Annotated in this window: 23 protein-coding genes and 1 tRNA gene; 18 read left to right on the top strand and 6 right to left on the bottom strand. The window is 69.5% G+C overall.

Annotation, left to right across the window (positions count from 1 at the left end):
• Positions 1-148: 148 nt before the first annotated feature.
• The 7 genes from BLW83_RS06645 (at position 149) to lexA (ending at position 5,918) form a co-directional block, all read left to right on the top strand.
• The gene (locus tag BLW83_RS06645) at positions 149-730 is read left to right on the top strand and encodes an anthranilate synthase component II (protein WP_245728707.1); all 582 of its coding nucleotides are present in this window, start codon (positions 149-151) and stop codon (positions 728-730) included.
• A complete protein-coding gene (trpD, locus tag BLW83_RS06650) occupies positions 727-1,788 on the top strand; it encodes an anthranilate phosphoribosyltransferase (protein ID WP_090846845.1) in 1,062 nt (353 codons plus the stop codon). Before BLW83_RS06645 ends, trpD begins: the two co-directional genes overlap by 4 nt.
• Positions 1,789-1,851: 63 nt before the next feature.
• The gene (locus BLW83_RS06655; RefSeq protein WP_090846847.1) at positions 1,852-2,496 is read left to right on the top strand and encodes a uracil-DNA glycosylase; all 645 of its coding nucleotides are present in this window, start codon (positions 1,852-1,854) and stop codon (positions 2,494-2,496) included.
• Between the two features lie 139 nt (positions 2,497-2,635).
• Positions 2,636-3,424: an indole-3-glycerol phosphate synthase TrpC gene (gene trpC / locus BLW83_RS06660; RefSeq protein ID WP_090846848.1), complete on the top strand. Its 789-nt coding sequence runs from the start codon at positions 2,636-2,638 to the stop codon at positions 3,422-3,424.
• Positions 3,421-3,894 carry a cyclic pyranopterin monophosphate synthase MoaC gene (gene moaC / locus BLW83_RS06665; RefSeq protein ID WP_090846850.1) on the top strand — a complete coding sequence of 158 codons (474 nt, stop codon included), beginning with the start codon at positions 3,421-3,423 and terminating at the stop codon, positions 3,892-3,894. Before trpC ends, moaC begins: the two co-directional genes overlap by 4 nt.
• Entirely contained in the window at positions 3,891-5,078 is a 1,188-nt protein-coding gene (locus BLW83_RS06670) for a molybdopterin molybdotransferase MoeA (protein ID WP_090846852.1), read from the top strand. The genes moaC and BLW83_RS06670 overlap by 4 nt, the downstream gene beginning before the upstream one ends.
• Before the next feature lie 111 nt (positions 5,079-5,189).
• A complete protein-coding gene (lexA, locus tag BLW83_RS06675; RefSeq protein WP_090846855.1) occupies positions 5,190-5,918 on the top strand; it encodes a transcriptional repressor LexA in 729 nt (242 codons plus the stop codon).
• Between the two features lie 445 nt (positions 5,919-6,363).
• Here lexA and BLW83_RS16005 read toward each other — a convergent pair whose 3' ends face one another.
• Entirely contained in the window at positions 6,364-6,495 is a 132-nt protein-coding gene (locus BLW83_RS16005) for a hypothetical protein (protein WP_281245530.1), read from the bottom strand.
• 9 nt (positions 6,496-6,504) lie between these two features.
• On the opposite strand from BLW83_RS16005, the gene BLW83_RS15420 reads away from it, so the two are divergent.
• A complete protein-coding gene (locus BLW83_RS15420) occupies positions 6,505-6,954 on the top strand; it encodes a hypothetical protein (protein ID WP_143042762.1) in 450 nt (149 codons plus the stop codon).
• 764 nt (positions 6,955-7,718) lie between these two features.
• Here the strand turns inward: BLW83_RS15420 and gpt are convergent.
• Genes gpt through fabI form a run of 3 tightly spaced genes read right to left on the bottom strand, consistent with a single transcriptional unit; the run spans position 7,719 to position 9,743 of the window.
• Complete coding sequence (gene gpt, locus BLW83_RS06685) at positions 7,719-8,240, bottom strand: xanthine phosphoribosyltransferase (RefSeq protein WP_090846859.1); 522 nt, start codon at positions 8,238-8,240, stop codon at positions 7,719-7,721.
• A gap of 23 nt (positions 8,241-8,263) precedes the next feature.
• Positions 8,264-8,875, bottom strand: coding sequence for a LysE family translocator (locus BLW83_RS06690; RefSeq protein WP_090846860.1), 612 nt, complete (start codon positions 8,873-8,875; stop codon positions 8,264-8,266).
• Between the two features lie 25 nt (positions 8,876-8,900).
• Complete coding sequence (gene fabI, locus BLW83_RS06695) at positions 8,901-9,743, bottom strand: enoyl-ACP reductase FabI (RefSeq protein WP_090846862.1); 843 nt, start codon at positions 9,741-9,743, stop codon at positions 8,901-8,903.
• Positions 9,744-9,806: 63 nt separating this feature from the next.
• Here fabI and pdxH point away from each other — a divergent pair, with 63 nt between their 5' ends.
• From pdxH to BLW83_RS06715, 4 genes are all read left to right on the top strand, one after another.
• Positions 9,807-10,424, top strand: a complete 618-nt coding sequence (pdxH, locus tag BLW83_RS06700) for a pyridoxamine 5'-phosphate oxidase (RefSeq protein ID WP_090846864.1) — start codon at positions 9,807-9,809, stop codon at positions 10,422-10,424.
• Positions 10,425-10,680: 256 nt separating this feature from the next.
• On the top strand, positions 10,681-11,430 hold the full coding sequence (locus BLW83_RS06705) for a cold-shock protein (protein WP_090846865.1): 750 nt from the start codon (positions 10,681-10,683) through the stop codon (positions 11,428-11,430).
• On the top strand, positions 11,430-11,933 hold the full coding sequence (locus BLW83_RS06710; protein WP_090846867.1) for a DUF192 domain-containing protein: 504 nt from the start codon (positions 11,430-11,432) through the stop codon (positions 11,931-11,933). Before BLW83_RS06705 ends, BLW83_RS06710 begins: the two co-directional genes overlap by 1 nt.
• Positions 11,934-12,090: 157 nt before the next feature.
• Positions 12,091-12,167, top strand: a tRNA-Pro gene (locus BLW83_RS06715).
• A gap of 98 nt (positions 12,168-12,265) precedes the next feature.
• Here BLW83_RS06715 and BLW83_RS06720 read toward each other — a convergent pair.
• Entirely contained in the window at positions 12,266-13,195 is a 930-nt protein-coding gene (locus BLW83_RS06720; protein ID WP_090846869.1) for a dihydrodipicolinate synthase family protein, read from the bottom strand.
• 144 nt (positions 13,196-13,339) lie between these two features.
• On the opposite strand from BLW83_RS06720, the gene aroQ reads away from it, so the two are divergent.
• From aroQ to BLW83_RS06750, 6 genes are all read left to right on the top strand, one after another.
• Entirely contained in the window at positions 13,340-13,780 is a 441-nt protein-coding gene (aroQ, locus tag BLW83_RS06725; RefSeq protein WP_090846871.1) for a type II 3-dehydroquinate dehydratase, read from the top strand.
• Between the two features lie 64 nt (positions 13,781-13,844).
• Positions 13,845-15,137 carry an adenylosuccinate synthase gene (locus tag BLW83_RS06730; protein ID WP_090846873.1) on the top strand — a complete coding sequence of 431 codons (1,293 nt, stop codon included), beginning with the start codon at positions 13,845-13,847 and terminating at the stop codon, positions 15,135-15,137.
• Positions 15,118-15,402 (top strand): DUF2842 domain-containing protein, encoded by a 285-nt coding sequence (locus BLW83_RS06735; protein ID WP_342707505.1) that lies wholly within the window; start codon positions 15,118-15,120, stop codon positions 15,400-15,402. Before BLW83_RS06730 ends, BLW83_RS06735 begins: the two co-directional genes overlap by 20 nt.
• Entirely contained in the window at positions 15,399-16,061 is a 663-nt protein-coding gene (locus BLW83_RS06740; RefSeq protein ID WP_090846878.1) for a thiamine diphosphokinase, read from the top strand. Before BLW83_RS06735 ends, BLW83_RS06740 begins: the two co-directional genes overlap by 4 nt.
• 67 nt (positions 16,062-16,128) lie before the next feature.
• Positions 16,129-17,295: a M20 aminoacylase family protein gene (locus BLW83_RS06745; RefSeq protein WP_090847534.1), complete on the top strand. Its 1,167-nt coding sequence runs from the start codon at positions 16,129-16,131 to the stop codon at positions 17,293-17,295.
• A 7-nt stretch (positions 17,296-17,302) separates the two neighbouring features.
• Positions 17,303-17,668 carry a hypothetical protein gene (locus BLW83_RS06750; RefSeq protein ID WP_218139086.1) on the top strand — a complete coding sequence of 122 codons (366 nt, stop codon included), beginning with the start codon at positions 17,303-17,305 and terminating at the stop codon, positions 17,666-17,668.
• 22 nt (positions 17,669-17,690) lie between these two features.
• On the opposite strand, the gene BLW83_RS06755 is transcribed toward BLW83_RS06750, so the two are convergent.
• Positions 17,691-18,182 carry a hypothetical protein gene (locus BLW83_RS06755; RefSeq protein WP_177172505.1) on the bottom strand — a complete coding sequence of 164 codons (492 nt, stop codon included), beginning with the start codon at positions 18,180-18,182 and terminating at the stop codon, positions 17,691-17,693.
• Positions 18,183-18,290: the final 108 nt, after the last annotated feature.

Here is an 18,290-nt window from a genome sequence, read left to right on the forward strand (position 1 = left end):
CGACCTGCCCTCCAGCCGCTCTTTCACCTTTGCGCCCCCCGGCGCCGCCCCGTTTCCGCGAATATCCAGCGAGTCGCCGATGTCCCTTCTGTCCTTTGTTCCGGCCATCACCACCGGCGCCGCCCCCGACACGGCGCCGCGGATCCTGATGATCGACAATTACGACAGCTTTACATGGAACCTCGTCCATTACCTGGCCGAGGCCGGCGCCTCGGTGGAAATCGCCCGCAACGACGCGCTGTCGGTGGACGAGGCGCTGGCGCGCCGCCCCGCCGGGCTGCTGGTCTCGCCGGGGCCCTGCACCCCGGGGCAGGCGGGCATGATCGTGCCGCTGATCCGGGCGGCGGCGGAAACCGGGCTGCCGGTGCTGGGCGTCTGCCTGGGCCATCAGGCGATCGCCGAGGCGTTCGGCGGCCGCGTCATCCGCGCGCCCCGCATCGTCCACGGCAAGACCGACATGATCGCCCATGACGGCAGCGGGGTGTTCGCCGGGCTGCCCTCGCCGCTGCGGGCGACGCGCTATCATTCGCTGTGCGTGGACCCCGACAGCCTGCCCGACTGCCTGCGCGTGACCGCCACCGCCACCGACGGCACCATCATGGGGCTGACGCACCGCAGCCTGCCGGTCGAGGGCGTGCAGTTCCACCCCGAAAGCATCCGCTCGGAACACGGGCACGAGATGATCGCCAGCTTCCTGCGCCGTTGCAGCAACTCGACCGAGGCCGCATGACCGCCCCCGATACCCAAGCCGCCACCGACCTCCGCCCCGTCACCGACATCCGCCCGCTGATCGGCATCGCCGCCACCCGCCCGCTGACCGCGCCCGAGGCCGAGGCCGCATTCGGCGCGCTGTTCGACGCCAAGGCCACGCCGGCGCAGATCGGCGGGCTGCTGATGGCGATGCGGGTGCGCGGCGAAACGGTCGAGGAAATGGCCGCCGCCGCCCGCGCCATGCGGGCGCGGATGCACCCCATCACCGCGCCCCAGGGCGCCATGGACATCGTGGGCACCGGCGGCGACGGCAAGGGCACGCTGAACATCTCGACCGCCGCGGCGCTGGTGGTGGCGGGGGCCGGGGTGCCGGTGGCCAAGCACGGCAACCGCAACCTGTCCTCGAAATCCGGCAGCGCCGATGCGCTGACCCATCTGGGGCTGGACGTGATGGGCGGCCCGGCGGTGGCGCAGCGGGCGCTGGACGACTGCGGCATCTGCTTCATGATGGCGCCGACACACCACCCGGCGATGCGCCATGTCGGGCCGGCGCGGGCAGAGCTGGGCACGCGCACCATCTTCAACCTGCTGGGACCGTTGACCAACCCGGCCGGGGTGCGCGCGCAGCTGACAGGGGCGTTTTCCACCGACTGGCTGCGGCCGATGGCGGAAACCCTGCGCGAACTCGGCTCGACCTCGGCCTGGCTGGTGCATGGCGGCGACGGCACGGACGAGCTGTCCATCGCCGCGCCCAGCCGGGTGGTGCAGCTCAAGAACGGCGAGATCACCGAGTTCGACATCTCGCCCGAGGACGCCGGCCTGCCCACCCACAGGTTCGAGGACATCATCGGCGGCGAGCCGGCCGAAAACGCCGCCGCCCTGCGCGCGCTGCTCTCCGGCGCCCCCGGCGCCTATCGCGATGCGGTGCTGCTGAACGCGGGTGCCGCGCTGCTGGTCGCGGGCCGCGCCGCCGACCTGCGCGAAGGGGTGGCGCTGGCCCGCGACTCGATCGATTCCGGCAGCGCGGCCGAGCGGCTGTCACGGCTGGCCGCGATCACCGGCGCACCGGAAGCCTGACGGCATGAGGTCGGGCGCGATCTTCTCTCTTGTCCCCAAATATCCCCGCCGGAGGCTCCGGCGGTGACGCAGCCGCTGCCGCCGCCGGCCTGGGCGCATCTGCCCTTCTTCACCCGCGACTGGCCGGCGATCCGCGAACGGCTGCGCGGTCTCGACTGGCTGCCGGGGCCGGGGCGGGTGTTTGCCGCGCTTGCTGCCGTGGCGCCGCAGGATGTGCGGGTGGTGATCCTGGGGCAGGATCCCTATCCGACGCCGGGCCATGCCAACGGGCTGGCATTCTCGGTCAACCCGGGGGTGAAGCTGCCGCGCTCGCTGGCCAATATCTTTGCCGAGCTTGCCGCCGACACCGGCACGGCTCCGTCCTCGGGCGACCTGAGCCACTGGGCGCGGCAGGGGGTGCTGCTGCTCAATACCTCGCTGTCGGTGTTGCCGGGGCAGGCGGGGGCACATGCGGGCTGGGGCTGGGACCGGCTGGCGCGCGAGTCCATTGCCGAGGCACAATCCCACGGGCCGCTGGGTTTCATCCTGTGGGGCGCCCATGCCGCCCGCGTGGCCCGCGGCCTGCCGCGCCCGCAGGATCTGGTGATCGAAAGCCCGCATCCCTCACCCCTGTCGGCGCGGCGCGGGTTTTTCGGGTCACGCCCGTTCAGCCGGGTGAACGCGTGGCTGCTGGCGCAAGGGCGTGCGCCGATCGACTGGTCGGGATAGCGGCGCGGCCGGACCGGGGCGCTGCCCCGGACCCCGGGATATTTATGTGATGAAGAAAAACCTCGCGTTGCCGTGTGGGCGCGGGCGGTGTCGGGTGGAGGCAGTTGCGTCCGGCCCTGCCGTGGCGCTATCTGTGTGCATGGATATTCTGGAACGCATCAAGAGCTACAAGCTCGAGGAAATCGCCGCCGCCAAGGCCGCGCGCCCACTGTCGGCGGTCGAGGCCGAGGCTCGCGCCGCCCCGCCTCTGCGCGGCTTTGCCCGCGCGCTGGCCGACAAGGCCGCAACCGGCCCGGCGCTGATCGCCGAGATCAAGAAGGCCAGCCCCTCGAAAGGGCTGATCCGCCCCGATTTCGACCCTCCGGCGCTGGCTCGCGCCTATCAGCAGGGCGGCGCCGCGTGCCTGTCGGTGCTGACCGATGCGCCCTCGTTCCAGGGCGCGCCCGAGTTCCTGACCGCCGCGCGCGCGGCCTGCGATCTGCCGGTGCTGCGCAAGGATTTCCTGCACGACCCCTATCAGGTCGCCGAGGCCCGCGCCTGGGGCGCCGACTGCATCCTGATCATCATGGCCTCGGTCGACGATGCGCTGGCGGCTGAGCTTGAGGACGCGGCGCGCCATTGGGGTATGGATGTCCTGATCGAGATCCATGACGAGCGGGAACTGGACCGCGCCATGCGGCTGCAATCCCCGCTGATCGGGGTGAACAACCGCAATCTCAAGACCTTCGAGGTGGATCTTGAGACGACGCTGCGGCTGGCCCCACGCATTCCCGATGACCGTCAGGTGGTCTGCGAAAGCGGGCTGTTCACTGCCGATGATCTGGCGCTTGTGATGCGGGGCGGCGTGCGCCGTTTTCTGATCGGCGAAAGCCTGATGCGCCAGCCAGACGTGGCCGCCGCCACCCAAGCCATCCTCAAGGTCGAATGATGCTGACCCATTTCGACGCCTCCGGCCAGGCGCATATGGTCGATGTCTCGGGCAAGCCCGCCACCGCGCGCGAGGCGGTGGCCCAGGCTGTGGTGATCATGTCCCCCGACACGCTGGCGCTGGCCCAGGGCGGCGCGGCCAAGGGCGACGTGCTGGGGGTCGCGCGGCTGGCCGGGATCATGGGCGCCAAGCGCACCGCCGATCTGATCCCGCTGTGCCATCCGCTGCCGCTGGACAAGGTCTCGGTCGATCTGGTGGCCGACCCGGCGCTGCCCGGCGTCCGGATCACCGCCACCGCCCGCACCACCGGCCGCACCGGCGTCGAGATGGAGGCGCTGACCGCGGCCTCGGTCGCGGCGCTGACCGTCTATGACATGCTCAAGGCCGCGCAAAAGGACATGCGGATCGAAGGGGTGCGCCTGTTGCGCAAGACCGGCGGCAAATCCGGCAGCTTTCAGGCCGCGCCATGACCGCGCTGAGCGTCGATCAGGCGCTGGCGCTGGTGCTGGGGCTGGCGCGCGCGCCGCAGCCGGAACTTGTGGGGCTGGCCGATGCGCTGGGTCGGGTGCTGCTGGCGGATGCGGTGTCGCAGATGACGCAGCCGCCCTTTGATGCCGCCGCGATGGACGGCTATGCGGTGCGCCGCGCCGATCTGCCCGGGCCGCTGCGCGTGGTGGCCGAGGCCGCTGCCGGCCGCGGCTGGGACGGCGCTTTGGGGCAGGGAGAGGCTGCGCGCATCTTTACCGGCGCGGCGGTGCCCGAGGGCGCCGACGTGGTGGTGATGCAAGAAGATACCGCCCGCGACGGCGATCTGGTCACCGTGACCGTTCCGCAGGGTCGCAGCAATATCCGCCCGCGCGGCAATGATTTTTCCGCCGGCGATGTGGTGGCCTCGGGGCGGGTGCTGTCGGCGGTCGACCTTGCGCTGCTGGCGGCGATGAACGTGCCGCAGGTGACGGTCGGCCGGCGTCCGCGCGTGGCCGTGCTGGCCGGCGGGGATGAGCTGGTGGCCCCCGGCGAGGTGCCGGGTCCGGGGCAGATCATCAGCTCGAACGACCTTGCCGTGGCGGCGCTGGCGCGCGAGGCGGGGGCCGAGGCCCGGATCCTGCCGCTGGCCCGCGACACCGAAACCAGCCTGCGCGAGGCATTTGCCGCCGCCGCCGGCGCCGATCTGGTGGTGACTATCGGCGGCGCCTCGGTCGGCGACCACGACCTGATCGCCCGCGTCGCCGCCGATCTGGGGATGGAGCGCGCCTTTCACCGCATCGCCATGCGCCCCGGCCGTCCGCTGATGGCGGGACGGCTGGGCGAGGGCGCGATGCTGGGCCTGCCGGGCAACCCGGTGTCGGCGATCGTGACCGCGATGCTGTTCATGCAGCCGCTGATCCGCGCGATGCAGGGCCATGCGGCGCCGCAGCCGGTGGTCCGCCACGCCGCGCTGGCCGCCGATCTGCCCCCCGAGGGCGGTCGGCAGCATTATCTGCGCGCGGCGCTGCGCGAGGACGGGCGCGGGACCGTAATCGCCCCCTTCGGCGATCAGGACTCGGCCCGGTTGGCGTTGCTGTCGCAGGCCCAGGCGCTGCTGGTGCGCCCCGCGGGCGACCCCGCGCGGCGCGCGGGGGAGCTTATGCCCTATATTCCTCTGCCGCGTTAACGATTAATTCAGACAATCCGGGTTATGCGTTGACCTGTAAGGTGAACGTGACTAGAACATTGGATGAACTTTGCCGCAGGGCGGCAGGCTGTCTTGCGGGGGAAATGCGCGATGCTGACCAGAAAGCAGATCGAATTGCTCGACTTCATCCAGAAACGGGTGGCGCGCGACGGGGTGCCGCCGTCCTTTGACGAGATGAAGCTGGCGCTGGATCTGCGGTCGAAATCGGGGATCCACAGGCTGGTCACGGCGCTTGAGGAACGCGGCTTTATCCGCCGTCTGCCGCATCGCGCGCGGGCGCTGGAAATCATCCGCCTGCCCGATGTGCTGGTTCGCGACGACGCCATGGCGGCGGGCGACGACGGGGCGGGCAGTTTTCAGCCCCGGGTGATCTCGAACGAGCGCCCGGCTCGGGCGCCGCGTCCCCGGGGGGCCATGCCGATCATGGACAGCCCGGCGGTCGAGTTGCCGGTGATGGGCCGCATCGCTGCGGGTGTCCCGATCGAGGCGATTTCCGAGGTGTCGCATCATATCGCGGTGCCCGGCTCGATGCTGACCGGGCGCGATCATCACTATGCGCTTGAGGTGCGCGGTGATTCGATGATCGAGGCGGGCATCAACGAAGGTGACGTGGTGGTGATCCGGGAACAGGACACCGCCGATAACGGCGACATCGTGGTGGCGCTGATCGAAGGCGCCGAGGCCACGCTGAAACGCTATCGGCGCCGCGGCGGCATGATCGCGCTCGAAGCCGCCAACCCGGCCTATGAAACAAGGGTGCTGCCCGAGGACAAGATCCGCATCCAGGGCCGTCTGGTGGGGCTGATCCGCAGCTACTGAGGCGCGCAAGTAAGGCGCGCAGGCGCAGCCTTGCCGGCGGGGTGATGTTCGGCGGGGGCGGCGGGACTTGCGGCGCTATCGCCGCAAGGGGTGTCGGCGCCTGCAACGAAAGCGGTCCTGACGACGGCTTGCAAAGTTGCGGCCCGGCGGAAAACATGCCGAAACCGGGTTAATTGAAACATGCGTCGGGGCGACGGGTTTTGCGTTGGCCACGCAAGCTGTCCGGCTGACCCTTGCAAGGGTTTGCACCCCTCCGCCGCGCGTCGAGACTGTCCCGCCCTTCGGCGGGCGTGCTCATTTCATTTGCCGGGCGATACATGACCGGCAGGTCCGGCAGCGGCTGACCCTGTGCTGTGCAGCCGCGATTTTGGCTGGATGCAGCGGCTTGGGCCTCAAGCTGTGCGCCGGGTTGCACGCCGTGGCGTAGGCGCCCGGCGGCTCTGTTTCAGCCCAGAACTGCCGGCAGCCACAGCACGGCAACAGTCGCCAAAGAGATGGCGGCGACGCCGAGCATGTCGGCAATGGCTTCGGGCAGTCTGGACAAGGGGGACATGATCGACTCCGTGCAGGTTTTCATTTTGTTCTCATGATTTTTACGCTTTGTAAAGAACAATCATGGAACAATGGTCGGGCCGGCAGCGAATCGGCCGTGGTTTTCGGGGGACAGGATGCAGATTTTCCAGCGATCCACGGGTGTTGTGGCCGGGCGGCTGTATTTTTCCCTGACGCGTCCGGCCCTGGAAAGCGGGACATGCAACCGCGCGTTGCTCGGGCACGTTATCTTGGGGCACCAGTGGGCGCGCGGCACAACGCCCGCGCGCAACGACAGGAGGAGATGATCATGGGCAACCTGCCCTTTGAACGCACCCGCTATAACCCGGTCCGCGACGTGACCCCCGACGAGGCGGAACAAGACAAGCGCCGCGAAGCCGAACAACACGCCGAGCAAGAGGCAGCCGGCAGCCAGACCAGAGCAGGGGAACAACAAATCCCCGCGGCCGACAGCAACGATGAAGCGGGACAGGAGCAGAAATAGCATCGGCGGCCGCGCCGCATGAGGTTGATCGGGCGCGGGGCTGGGGCTGGCAACCGCGGCGCTCGGGGGCAGTGCAGGCCGCTCTGCCAAGGCGGAAACGTCGAAGAAAGGGCGGATGCGGTGAGGGGGACGAAGCGGCGAAGGACAACAGCACGGCCTGTGCCGAATCGGGGTCGAAAGAGGAATTTGAACGGTAATAAAGGCTTGGGCCGGCTGGCGACCGACCTCGGCGCCGCCAGCATCGGCGTCGGCGCGGTTGGGTCCATGCATCGAAGCGGGCGGGACATGCTGCACGAGACTGTCCGAAACCGGCGGGACATGCTGCGCGAGACAGGCCCCCGGTGCCGATGCCGCCCGACAGGTATCGGGTGATCTTGGCCGCCATCCGGGCAGACGTGGAACGCCAGTGGTATCGCCGAGGATGGGTATCGCGATGGGTATCGCAACGGGCGGGCGCGCCGGTCCGGCAAACGCGGGGCGGCGCCATTCCCATAGGGGGTTTGGTCCCCGCTATAGGGGCAGCCTGTTCCCGTGTTTCGGGATCAGGCGATTGCTGCGATGAGGATCACGCCGCGGCCTTGCGATGCCGAGTCGGGATGCCGGGCGCGCCGCGGATGAGCGCCGCACCCTTCAGGCAGGGGCCAGACACGTCGGCGGCGGCCCGCAGTTGGCGCCGTGATCAGGCCGCGGATATTGCTGCTTGCCGCTATGCCGCTGGCCAGAGGTGGCGCACGGGCCGGGCTGCGGGCAGGTATCGCAGACGGTCAATCGGTGCCGCGATAGGGTTCGACGTATTGCAGCGCCATGTCCCAGGGAAAGAAGATCCAGGTGTCCTGGCTGACCTCGGTGATATAGGTCTGGGTCATCGGCTGGCCCTTGGGCTTGGCGTAGACGGTGGCCAGATGCGCGCGGGGATAGAGTTTGCGCACCAGTTCCAGCGTGCGGCCGCTGTCGACCAGATCATCGACGACCAGCACGCCCTCGCCGTCGCCCATCATCTCGGCGTCGGGGGCTTTCAGCACCTGCAACTCGCCCTGCGCGCCCTTGCGATAGGATTTCACGCTGATCGTGTCGATGGTGCGGATGTCCAGCTCGCGCGCGACGATCATCGCGGGGACCATGCCGCCGCGGGTGATGGCCACCACCGCCCGCCATTCGCCGCCGCGCTCGGGGGCTTTGTCCTGCAACCGCCAGGCCAGTGCCCGCGCGTCGCGGTGCAGCTGGTCCCAGCTGACGTGAAAGCCGCGTTCATGCGGCAGCCGGTCGGGGCGCGGGGGGGCGGACATGGGCGGGCTCCTTGTGTTGCGTGTCAGTTGCGAAGCATCAGCGTCAGGCCGAGCGCCCCGATCAATGTGCCGGCGATGCGGTCGATCGCGGTCTTGGCGGCGCGATAGGCGCGGCGCATCGGGTCGGTGGCCATCAGCGCGGTGACGGCGGCGTAAAATCCCAGCTCGACCGCCAGCGCCACCAGATAGACGACGGCGCCGCCAAGGGCGGACAGGCCGGGAAACAGGGTCAGGATGATGCTGCCGTAAAACAGCGCCGGCTTGGGGTTGGACAGGTTCAGCGCCAGCCCGTGCCGAAAGCCGGGGCCGGCGTCGGCCGTGCCGTGAAAGTCAAGCGGCGTGGCGGCGTGGCGCCACATCTGCACCGCGATCCAGATCAGATAGGCCCCGCCCAGCAGCCGCAGCAGCGTATAGGATTGCGGCACCACCCGGAACAGCACCGTCAGCCCGAACAGCGCAAACAGGCACCAGACCGAGGCGCCAAAGGCCAGCCCCATCGCATAGGGCATCGACGCCTGCCGCCCCCGCGCCGCGGCCGAGCGGCTGGCCGCGATGATCGCGGGTCCGGGCGACAGGATGGCAAAGCCCAGCGTGGTCACGAACAGCGCCAGCGCGGGCAGGGTGATCGCCTGCATCAGGGCCGCCCCGCCGTGTCGCGTGTCATTCGGCGGCCTTGCGGCCCGTCACGGCGTCGATGTCGGGCGCGTCCACCGCCTTCATGCCGACGACGTGATAGCCGGCGTCGACGTGGTGGGTTTCCCCGGTCACCCCCGAGCCGAGATCGGACAGCAGATACAGCGCCGACTTGCCCACATCCTCGATAGTGATGTTGCGGCGCAGGGGCGAATTCAGCTCGTTCCATTTCAGGATATAGCGGAAATCGCCGATGCCGCTGGCGGCCAGCGTCTTGACCGGCCCGGCCGAGATCGCGTTGACGCGGATGCCGTCCTTGCCCAGATCCTCGGCCATGTAGCGGACCGAGGCCTCAAGCGCGGCCTTGGCCACGCCCATGACGTTGTAATGCGGCATCACCCGCTCGGCCCCGTAATAGGTCAGGGTCAGCACCGAGCCGCCGTCGGGCATCATCGCTGCCGCCCGCTGCGCCACCGCGGTAAAGGAATAGACCGAGATGTCCATCGTCATCAGGAAATTGTCGCGGGTGGTGTCCACATAGCGGCCGCGCAATTCGTCCTTGTCGGAAAACCCGATGGCGTGGACGACGAAATCCAGCGTCCCCCAGCGGTCCTTGAGCGCGGCGAACAACGCATCGACCGTATCCATGTCGGCCACGTCGCAGGGCAGCACGATGTCGGACCCCAGCTGCGCCGCCAGCGGCTCGACCCGTTTTTTCAGCGCATCGCCCTGAAAGGAAAAGGCAAGTTCGGCGCCCTGCGCCGCCAGGGCGCGGGCGATTCCCCAGGCCATGGACTTGTCGTTCGCAAGGCCCATGATGAGCCCCCGCTTGCCGCTCATCAATCCCGCTGCCGGGGCATCGCTTGACATGGGTGGTCCCTCGCGCTTTCAAACTTGGTCCGAGGATTAGGCCAAAGGCCGGGAGGCATCAAGATGAGCGACCGCAGCGGGATATTCCAGGGCGACGATCCCTTTGCCATCGCCCGCGCCTGGCTGGACGAGGCCACCGCGACCGAGCCGAACGATCCCAACGCCATCGCGCTGGCCACGGTGGACGCGGACGGGCTGCCCGATGCCCGCATGGTGCTGCTGAAAGACATCGAGCCGGGGCCGGACGGCGGTTTCGTGTTCTATACGAATTACGACAGCGCCAAGGGCCGTCAGATCTCGGCGACCGGCAAGGCTGCATTCGTCATGCACTGGAAATCCCTGCGCCGGCAGATCCGCGTCCGCGGCACCGTCACCCGCGAGCAAGGCCCCGCAGCCGACGCCTATTATGCCAGCCGCGCCCTGCAATCGCGCATCGGCGCCTGGTCCAGCCGGCAAAGCCAGCCGCTGGACAGTCGCGCCACGCTGCTGGCCGAGGTGGCGCGCCAGGGGCTGCGTCACGGGCTGTCGCCCGCGCGGCCGCCGTTCTGGGGCGGGTTCCGCATCACGCCCTCGCAGATCGAGTTCTGGGCCGATGGCGCCTTTCGCCTGCACGACCGCTTTCGCTGGACCCGCAGCGGCGACGACGGGACGGGGTGGGAGGTTCAGCGGCTTCAGCCCTGATCGGGTCGCGGCGCGCGGCGCGCGGCACGGGGCGCGCGGTCCCGTTCCGGCCGTATGACGACCGCAGCCGCTGCCGGATGCGATTTCGGGTCAACATTGTTTGGCAACAAACTTGTCCCGGGACGCTTTGCCCTGCTTTTCCTGCGCCCGGGCCGATGTTAGCTTCCTGTTTGCGCCGGTTTGCGGCACAACTTTGCAACAAGTGTTCGGCGCGAGCAGAGGGACTCGCGCCGGGCTTCAGAGGTATGATCTTGTAATGAATGGCGAAGAGCCCGGGCTTGGCGAATACGTCAAAGGCCAGATCAAGTGGTTCGATCCGGTCAAGGGATTCGGTTTTCTGGCCGATGCCGAGGGCGGGCCTGATGTGCTCGTCCACGCCAATGTGCTGCGCAATTTCGGCCAGAGCTCGGTCGTCGAGGGTGCGCTGCTCGAGGTGCTTGCGATCCGCACGCCGCGGGGGCGGCAGGCCTCCGAGGTGGTGACGGTGGCACCGGCGCCCACGGAAACCGTCGCCCCGATCGCCGATCTTGAACCGCTGGAGGACGCCGATTTGCAGGCGCTGCCGCTGCTGCCGGCGCGCGTCAAATGGTTCGACCGCATCAAGGGCTTTGGTTTTGCCAATGTCTTCGGGCGCAAGGGGGATGTGTTTCTGCATGTCGAGGTGCTGCGCCGCTGGGGTTTTGCCGATCTGCAATCGGGCGAGGCGGTGGGGCTGCGCGTCGTCAGCGCCCCGCGCGGCCTGATGGCGGCGCAGGTGCTGGCGTGGGAACGCGCCGTGGTCGACGGCAACGGCCTGGACCAGTCGGCCATGGACGATTCGGCCGGCGGCGCCCCTGCATCCGCCCCCGTCTCTGCGCCCGTCTCTGCCTCTGCCTCTGGCGCCGACCCCGCGTCCGAACCCGGCCCCGCGTCCGAGCCGGAAACCTCTCGCGCACGCAGCGGCTGTCCGGGGCACAGGCTGCCAAGCGGCGCGGCGCTGCTGCCGATGTCCCGACAGGTGCTGTGATGCCCCTGCGTTCGGTGGTTGCGGGGGCGATGCTGCCGCTGGCGCTGTCAGCCGGGGCCGCCGCCGCGCAGGACAACTGCGCGCCCGGCCACGCGATCCTGACCACGCCCACGGGCGCGCAATCGGTGTTCACCGTCGAGATCGCGGCCGATCCCGCAGCGCGCGCGCAAGGTCTGATGGGGCGCCGGCAGCTGCTGCGCAGCCATGGGATGCTGTTCGTCTATGAGACGCCGCAGCCCGCGGGGTTCTGGATGAAAAATACGCTGATCCCGCTGGACATGCTGTTTTTCGACCAGCGCGGCGTGCTGCGCCATGTCCACCCGCAGGCGCAGCCGCATGACCTGACCATCGTTCCGGGCGCCGCCCCCGGCGACCCGGACCCCGACCGCCTGCTGGTGCTTGAGCTTGCGGGCGGCGAGGCCGCGCGCCGCGGGCTGGTCCCCGGCACCACGCTGCGCCATCCGTCCGTGCCTCGGGCCACCGCCGCCGCCCCCTGCGACTGAACCCGCGTCCGCCCCGCCGCCTGCCGTTCCTGCGGCAGCGGGGCCCAACCCTGCGACTTTTGCAACGCCGCTGCGGTCCGTCGGCTCGATGCCGGACCCCCGGCCATGGTTTAAGGCTTCCACCCGGCGCGACGCTCGGCTAGAAGCACTCTCGGTCCGGGGCGTGGCGCAGCCTGGTAGCGCGACGGTTTTGGGTACCGTAGGCCGGAGGTTCGAATCCTCTCGCCCCGACCAGTCCAGACGAGCGGCGTCTATCGCCCACAAGGTTTTTCGTCGCGGGTCCGATGCGTCAGTTCCGGCGTGGCACGACCGCAGCCCGGCAAGCGCGTGGTTCAGATTGAAATCGACGCTGGACGTCCAGAAGCAGGCTGGATGTCGGCCAGCTGTCCCAGCGCGGCCTCGACCTTTCTGCGGTCATCGCCCGCAAGCGGCAGCACCGGGCGCAGCGGCGCGATTCCATCGTTGTCGAGCAGTTCCGCCAGTGCATACATGACGCGGAAACTTCCAAACTGCCTGAACAGCGCCCACAGGGGGTGGAACGCGCGGTCGATGCGCTCTGAAAGGCCCGCGTTGCGAGAGCCGGCCGCGCGTGCAAGCTGAAGTGCCGGACCGGGCAGCAGGCCGGCCACGACGCTGAACCAGGCGTCCGCCCCCGCCAGCAGCGCATCCCTGGCCCCCCAGTCTCCGCTGTATCCGACGGAAAACCCTGCCGCCGTCACCGAGCGCAGCGCGGCCAACTCGGCGGCGAAATCCCCATCCGCCGGCAGCGGCATCTTGACCGCGGTGACGCGGGGCAGGCGCGACAGGCGGGCGATCATCTTGTGGCTGAAGGCGAAATTCGTGGTGCCGGGGTTGTTGTAAATGCACAGCGGCAGGTCGCCGGCAGCCGCGACCGCGGCGACGTGCTGGAAGACCTCTTCGTCGGTCAGCTTCTGATAGGACATGGGTGCCAGCAAAAGACCATCGGCACCGGCCATGGCGGCGTCACGGGCAAGCTGTTCGGCCTCGTCCGTCCGCAGAGCTCCGACGCCGACGATCAGAGGCAGCTTTCCCGCAACGGCTTCGGCTGCGACGCGGACGGTCCGCATTCGCTCGGCCGCGGTCAGATAGGCGTAGCTGCCCGTGCTGCCCAGCAGGCCGATCGAGTCGACCCCGGCCGCGCAAAGCCGTTCGATGTGCCGGGCCATCGAGTCGGGTTTCAGCCGCCCCGCCGGGTCGGTGGGGGTCAGGGGAAAAGCCGAAAGCCCGGAAAACAACGTCATTACACCATCCCCCACCATCCACTTATGCCCGGGGCCAGAACTACGCGCTTGCTTTGCAGTCGCGCAAGTGGCGCCCGCCGAACGGGGCTGGACGCGGGCGCGCAGATCGGGGAACGATGCGTCGATCTGCAAGAAAGCCCGCGCATGACCCGCAATATCCTGATCCTCAACGGCCCGAACCTGAATCTGCTGGGCCAGCGCCAGCCCGAGATTTACGGGCACGAGACGCTGGCCGACGTGGAATCGCGCTGCGCCGCACTGGCGGCCGAGCTGGGGCTGGTCACGCAATTCCGCCAGTCCAACCACGAAGGCCAGCTGGTCGACTGGATCCAGGATGCACGGGGCGCGGCCTCTGGCATCATCATCAACCCCGCTGCCTACAGCCATAGCTCGGTCGCGATCCTTGATGCGCTGAACGCCTATGACGGGCCGGTGATCGAGGTGCATATCTCGAACATCCACCGGCGCGAGTCGTTCCGGCACCATTCCTTTGTCAGCGCCCGCGCCGACGGGGTGATCGCGGGCTGCGGGACCGAGGGCTATCTGCTGGCGCTGCGCCGGCTGGGCTCGGTGCTGGGGCAATAGCGGCTTTCCGGGGCATTCTTTCGGGGCTATACCCCCTCCCGGCATGTGACCAAAGGGAAACGCGATGGCGAATGTGGTGGTGGTCGGCGCCCAGTGGGGCGACGAGGGCAAGGGCAAGATCGTCGACTGGCTGTCCGAACGCGCCGATGTGATCGCCCGGTTTCAGGGTGGCCATAACGCCGGGCATACGCTGGTCATCGGCAACCAGGTGTTCAAGCTGTCGCTGCTGCCCTCGGGGATCGTGCGCAAGAACAAGCTGGCGGTGATCGGCAACGGCGTGGTGCTGGACCCCTGGGCGCTGTTTTCGGAAATCGAGAAACTTTCCGGGCAGGGGGTCGCGATCTCGACCGAGAATCTGGTGATCGCGGAAAACACTCCGCTGATCCTGCCGCTGCATCAGGATCTGGACCGCCTGCGCGAAGAAGCCGCCGGCAAGGCCAAGATCGGCACCACCGGCCGCGGCATCGGCCCCGCGTATGAGGACAAGGTGGGCCGCCGTTCGATCCGCGTCGCCGATCTGGGTGATGAGCAGACGCTGGACGACCGGCTGGACCGGCTGCTCGCGCATCACGACCCGCTGCGTCAGGGGCTGGGCGCGGAACCCATCGACCGCGCCGCACTGCGCGCGCAGCTGGTCGAGATCGCGCCCAAGCTGCTGCAATATGCGCAGCCGGTGTGGAAAATCATGGCCGACGCCCGTAAATCCGGCAAGCGCATCCTGTTCGAGGGCGCGCAGGGCTCGCTGCTGGACATCGACTTCGGCACCTATCCCTATGTCACCTCGTCGACCACCATGTCGGGGGCGGCGGCCTCGGGGACGGGCATGGGGCCGGGGGCGATCGGCTATGTGCTGGGGATCGTCAAGGCCTATACCACCCGCGTGGGCTCGGGTCCGTTTCCGACCGAGCTGGACGACGCCGACGGACAGCGGCTGGGTGAACGCGGCCGCGAATTCGGCACGGTCACCGGGCGCAAGCGCCGCTGCGGCTGGTTCGACGCGGCGCTGGTGCGCCAGACCTGCGCGATTTCCGGCGTTCACGGCATCGCGCTGACCAAGCTTGACGTGCTGGACGGGTTCGAGACGCTGAAGATCTGCACCGGCTACACGGTGGACGGGCAGCATTACGATTATCTGCCCACCGCCGCCGCGCTGCAGGCCCGCGCCGTCCCGGTTTATGAGGAAATCGAGGGCTGGACGGAATCGACCGAGGGCGCGCGGTCGTGGGCCGACCTGCCGGCGGCCGCCGTCAAATACGTCCGCCGCATCGAGGAACTGATCCAGTGCCCCGTCGCGCTGCTGTCCACCAGCCCGGAACGTGACGACACCATCCTTGTCCATGACCCCTTCGCGGATTGATCCGATGGCGGGGCAGGGCAACAGGGGGCCGGGCAGCGGAAAACCCGACGAGATGTCGCTGAAGGCCCGCAAGCGCTGGTCGCTGGTGGTGCTGCTGCTCTGGCTGCCGATCTGGATCGTGATCGCGGTCAGCCTGATGAACTGGCTGGATGCGCGTTTCGGGCGGATGCCGATCTGGGCCGAGGTGCCGGTCTATATCCTGCTTGCCTTTGCCTGGGCGATCCCGTTCAGGGGCGTGTTCCGGGGCATCGGCCGCGGCGAATGACCGCGCCGCTGCTGGACAGCGCGCAAGGCGTCACGCTGATCGGCGGGGGCGAGGTCGCCGCCGCCGATCTGGCACAGGCCACCGTGCTGGCCCCTGCGATCATGGCCGCCGACAGCGGGGCCGGGCGGGCACTTGCGGCGGGGCTGGTGCCGCTGGCGGTGGCGGGGGATTTCGATTCGCTGTCCCCGCAGCTGCGGGCGCAGGTTCCGGCCGACCGGCTGCACCATATCGCCGAACAGGACACCACCGATTTCGAGAAATGCCTGTCGCGGGTCGCCGCGCCCTTTGTGGTGGCGGTGGGGTTTGCGGGGCCGCGCCATGACCATCTGCTGGCCAATCTCACCACGCTGATCCGGTTGCGCCGCCCGCCCTGCCTGCTGCTGGGGGGCACCGACGTGATCTTTGCGGCGCCCCCGCGGCTGGTGCTGGACCTGCCCGCGGACACGCGGGTCTCGATCTATCCGCTGGGGCCGGTGACGGGGGAAAGCCGCGGCCTGCGCTGGCCGCTTGCCGGGCTGGCGCTGGATCCGGCGGGGCGGGTCGGCACCTCGAACGCCGCGACCGGGGGCGTGGTCGATCTGGCGCTGGACGGCCCCTGCATCGTCATCCTGCCGCGCCGGCATCTGGGCGATGCGGTGGCCGCGCTGGCTGCCCGCTGACCCCGCGCCACAATCGCTTGCGTCCGCGCGGTCGCGCTGTAGCCTGCGCCGGGTGAAGGAGACCACCATGCCCGTCAAGAACCGCTTCGCCGAACTGCTGCCCGAGATCACCGCCTGGCGGCAGGATTTCCACCGCCACCCGGAGCTCGACTATGAGGTCCACCGTACCGCCGCCCGCGTGGCCGAGCTGCTGCGCAGCTTCGGCGTGGACGAGGTGACCGAGGGCGTCGGCCGCACCGGCGTGGTGGGCGTGATCCGCGGGCGCGCGGACACGCAGTCGCGGGTGGTGGCGCTGCGCGCCGACATGGACGCGCTGCCGCTGACCGAGATCACCGGCGCCGAATACGCCTCGACCACCCCCGGCGTCATGCACGCCTGCGGCCATGACGGCCATACCTCGATGCTGCTGGGCGCGGCGAAATACCTGGCCGAGACGCGGAATTTCGACGGCATCGCGGTGCTGGTGTTCCAGCCGGCCGAGGAAAGCGGCGGCGGCGGGCTGGCCATGGTTCAGGACGGTCTGGTCGAGCGCTGGGGCATCCAGGAATTCTATGCGCTGCACAACCAGCCCGGCCTGCCCGTGGGCCAGTTCGCGATCCGCACCGGCGCGATCATGGCCGCCGCCGACCAGTTCGACGTGGTGCTGACCGGCAAGGGCGGCCATGCGGCGCGGCCTCAGGATTGCGTCGATCCGGTGCTGGCCGGGGCGCAGATGGTGGTGGCGCTGCAATCGCTGGTCTCGCGCAATGTCGATCCGCTGCAGGCGGGGGTGGTCTCGGTCTGCTCGGTCAAGACCGGCACCGACGCCTATAACATCATCCCCCAGACGGTGACGCTGCGGGGCACGGTGCGTTCGCTCGACGCGGATGTGCGCGACCTGCTGGAACAGCGTTTCCACCGGGTGGTCGCCGCCACGGCCGAGGCGATGGGCGTCAGCGCCGACATCACCTATCAGCGCGGCTATCCGGTGACGGTGAACCACACTGATGCCACCGCCCACGCGGCCGAGGTCGCCCGCGCCATCGCCGGCTCGGTCGAGACCGACACCGCGCCGCTGCTGGCGGGCGAGGATTTCAGCTACATGCTCGAATCGCGGCCGGGCGCCTATATCTTCGTGGGCAACGGTGACACTGCAAACCTGCACAATCCGGCCTATGATTTCGACGATGACGCCATCCCCTTTGGCGCCAGCTGGCTGGCCGGAATGGCCGAGGCGCGGATGCCCGTCGGGTGACCCGCGCATGAACGGGCGCCTGCCGCCGGCGCTTGCCGCCGATCTGGATGCGCTCGGGCTGGGGCCGCCGGGGTTCACGCCTCCGCCCGAGGTGGCGCAGGCCGCGCAGCAGGGGCTGGCGCTGCGTGCCCGCCACGGCCGAGGTGGCACCGAGGTCGGGCTGGCCCGCGCGCAGGCGCTGGCCGCGGGGCAGCCGCAATCCTCGCGCGAGATGCGGGTGATCGCCGGCTGGTTCGCCCGCTTTGCCGGGCTGCGGGCACGCGAGGGCTGGGGGGACGCCGCCGCCCCCTCGACCGGCTATATCGCCTGGCAGCTCTGGGGTGGGGACGCCGGCCGCGCCTGGGTGGAACGCCACCGCCCCGACTGGGGCTAGGCGGTGCGGGCCGGCGGGCGGATCAACTGCGGAACACCTCGACCTCGGGCAGGTCGGTCAGCCCGACGCCCAGCGTGGTCATCACCGGCAGCGACAGCTGGCTGCCGGCCGAATCCGGGCCGGGCAGGGGCAGCAGATCGACATTCACCGATTTCCCCGTGGCGCGGTCCACGACGCGGCCCTTGCCGGGTTCCTTCACCAGCGGCGTGCGGATCCAGAACCCGCCCTTGGTCGCATCACCCAGCGACGCGATGGTGCGGCCAAGGCTGGCCCCGGCCGCCGCGGGCCGGCTTGCCGCCGCCTTTTCCGCCGCCGATGCATCAAGCGAGGCCACCGTGCGCGCACTGGCCGGGCGCTGCAACGCGGCCTCGGTCACCCCCGAGGGCGCGGCGGGGGCGCGGCTGGCGGCGGGGGGCGGCGCCTGCGTGGCGGGGCTGCGCACGAGATCGCAGGCCGCCAGTGCCAGCAGCGGCAGAACCAGCGCCAGCCGGTTGAACGCAGTTGCGGTGGTCATGGATCAATCCCCCGGGGGTCTGTTGCCGTCCACCCCAGACTGCCGCGCCCGGCCGCCGCTGTCCACGGCCCCGCGGCGTTTCGGCGCGGCCGCGCCATCACGTCATCG

This window comes from Paracoccus alkenifer (assembly GCF_900108405.1).
Taxonomy (GTDB): Bacteria; Pseudomonadota; Alphaproteobacteria; order Rhodobacterales; family Rhodobacteraceae; genus Paracoccus; species Paracoccus alkenifer.

Coding starts and splice junctions, on each gene's coding strand:
- moaC (WP_090846850.1), top strand. CDS start 3,421: ATGATGCTGACCCATTTCGACGCCTCCGGCCAGGCGCATATGGTCGAT.
- BLW83_RS06705 (WP_090846865.1), top strand. CDS start 10,681: ATGAATGGCGAAGAGCCCGGGCTTGGCGAATACGTCAAAGGCCAGATC.
- BLW83_RS06720 (WP_090846869.1), bottom strand. CDS start 13,195: ATGACGTTGTTTTCCGGGCTTTCGGCTTTTCCCCTGACCCCCACCGAC.
- fabI (WP_090846862.1), bottom strand. CDS start 9,743: ATGTCAAGCGATGCCCCGGCAGCGGGATTGATGAGCGGCAAGCGGGGG.
- BLW83_RS16005 (WP_281245530.1), bottom strand. CDS start 6,495: ATGAAAACCTGCACGGAGTCGATCATGTCCCCCTTGTCCAGACTGCCC.
- trpD (WP_090846845.1), top strand. CDS start 727: ATGACCGCCCCCGATACCCAAGCCGCCACCGACCTCCGCCCCGTCACC.
- lexA (WP_090846855.1), top strand. CDS start 5,190: ATGCTGACCAGAAAGCAGATCGAATTGCTCGACTTCATCCAGAAACGG.
- BLW83_RS06740 (WP_090846878.1), top strand. CDS start 15,399: ATGACCGCGCCGCTGCTGGACAGCGCGCAAGGCGTCACGCTGATCGGC.
- BLW83_RS06735 (WP_342707505.1), top strand. CDS start 15,118: ATGACCCCTTCGCGGATTGATCCGATGGCGGGGCAGGGCAACAGGGGG.
- pdxH (WP_090846864.1), top strand. CDS start 9,807: ATGAGCGACCGCAGCGGGATATTCCAGGGCGACGATCCCTTTGCCATC.
- BLW83_RS06670 (WP_090846852.1), top strand. CDS start 3,891: ATGACCGCGCTGAGCGTCGATCAGGCGCTGGCGCTGGTGCTGGGGCTG.
- trpC (WP_090846848.1), top strand. CDS start 2,636: ATGGATATTCTGGAACGCATCAAGAGCTACAAGCTCGAGGAAATCGCC.
- aroQ (WP_090846871.1), top strand. CDS start 13,340: ATGACCCGCAATATCCTGATCCTCAACGGCCCGAACCTGAATCTGCTG.
- BLW83_RS06750 (WP_218139086.1), top strand. CDS start 17,303: ATGAACGGGCGCCTGCCGCCGGCGCTTGCCGCCGATCTGGATGCGCTC.
- BLW83_RS06690 (WP_090846860.1), bottom strand. CDS start 8,875: ATGCAGGCGATCACCCTGCCCGCGCTGGCGCTGTTCGTGACCACGCTG.
- BLW83_RS06745 (WP_090847534.1), top strand. CDS start 16,129: ATGCCCGTCAAGAACCGCTTCGCCGAACTGCTGCCCGAGATCACCGCC.
- BLW83_RS06755 (WP_177172505.1), bottom strand. CDS start 18,182: ATGACCACCGCAACTGCGTTCAACCGGCTGGCGCTGGTTCTGCCGCTG.
- BLW83_RS06730 (WP_090846873.1), top strand. CDS start 13,845: ATGGCGAATGTGGTGGTGGTCGGCGCCCAGTGGGGCGACGAGGGCAAG.
- BLW83_RS06645 (WP_245728707.1), top strand. CDS start 149: ATGATCGACAATTACGACAGCTTTACATGGAACCTCGTCCATTACCTG.
- BLW83_RS15420 (WP_143042762.1), top strand. CDS start 6,505: ATGATTTTTACGCTTTGTAAAGAACAATCATGGAACAATGGTCGGGCC.
- BLW83_RS06710 (WP_090846867.1), top strand. CDS start 11,430: ATGCCCCTGCGTTCGGTGGTTGCGGGGGCGATGCTGCCGCTGGCGCTG.
- gpt (WP_090846859.1), bottom strand. CDS start 8,240: ATGTCCGCCCCCCCGCGCCCCGACCGGCTGCCGCATGAACGCGGCTTT.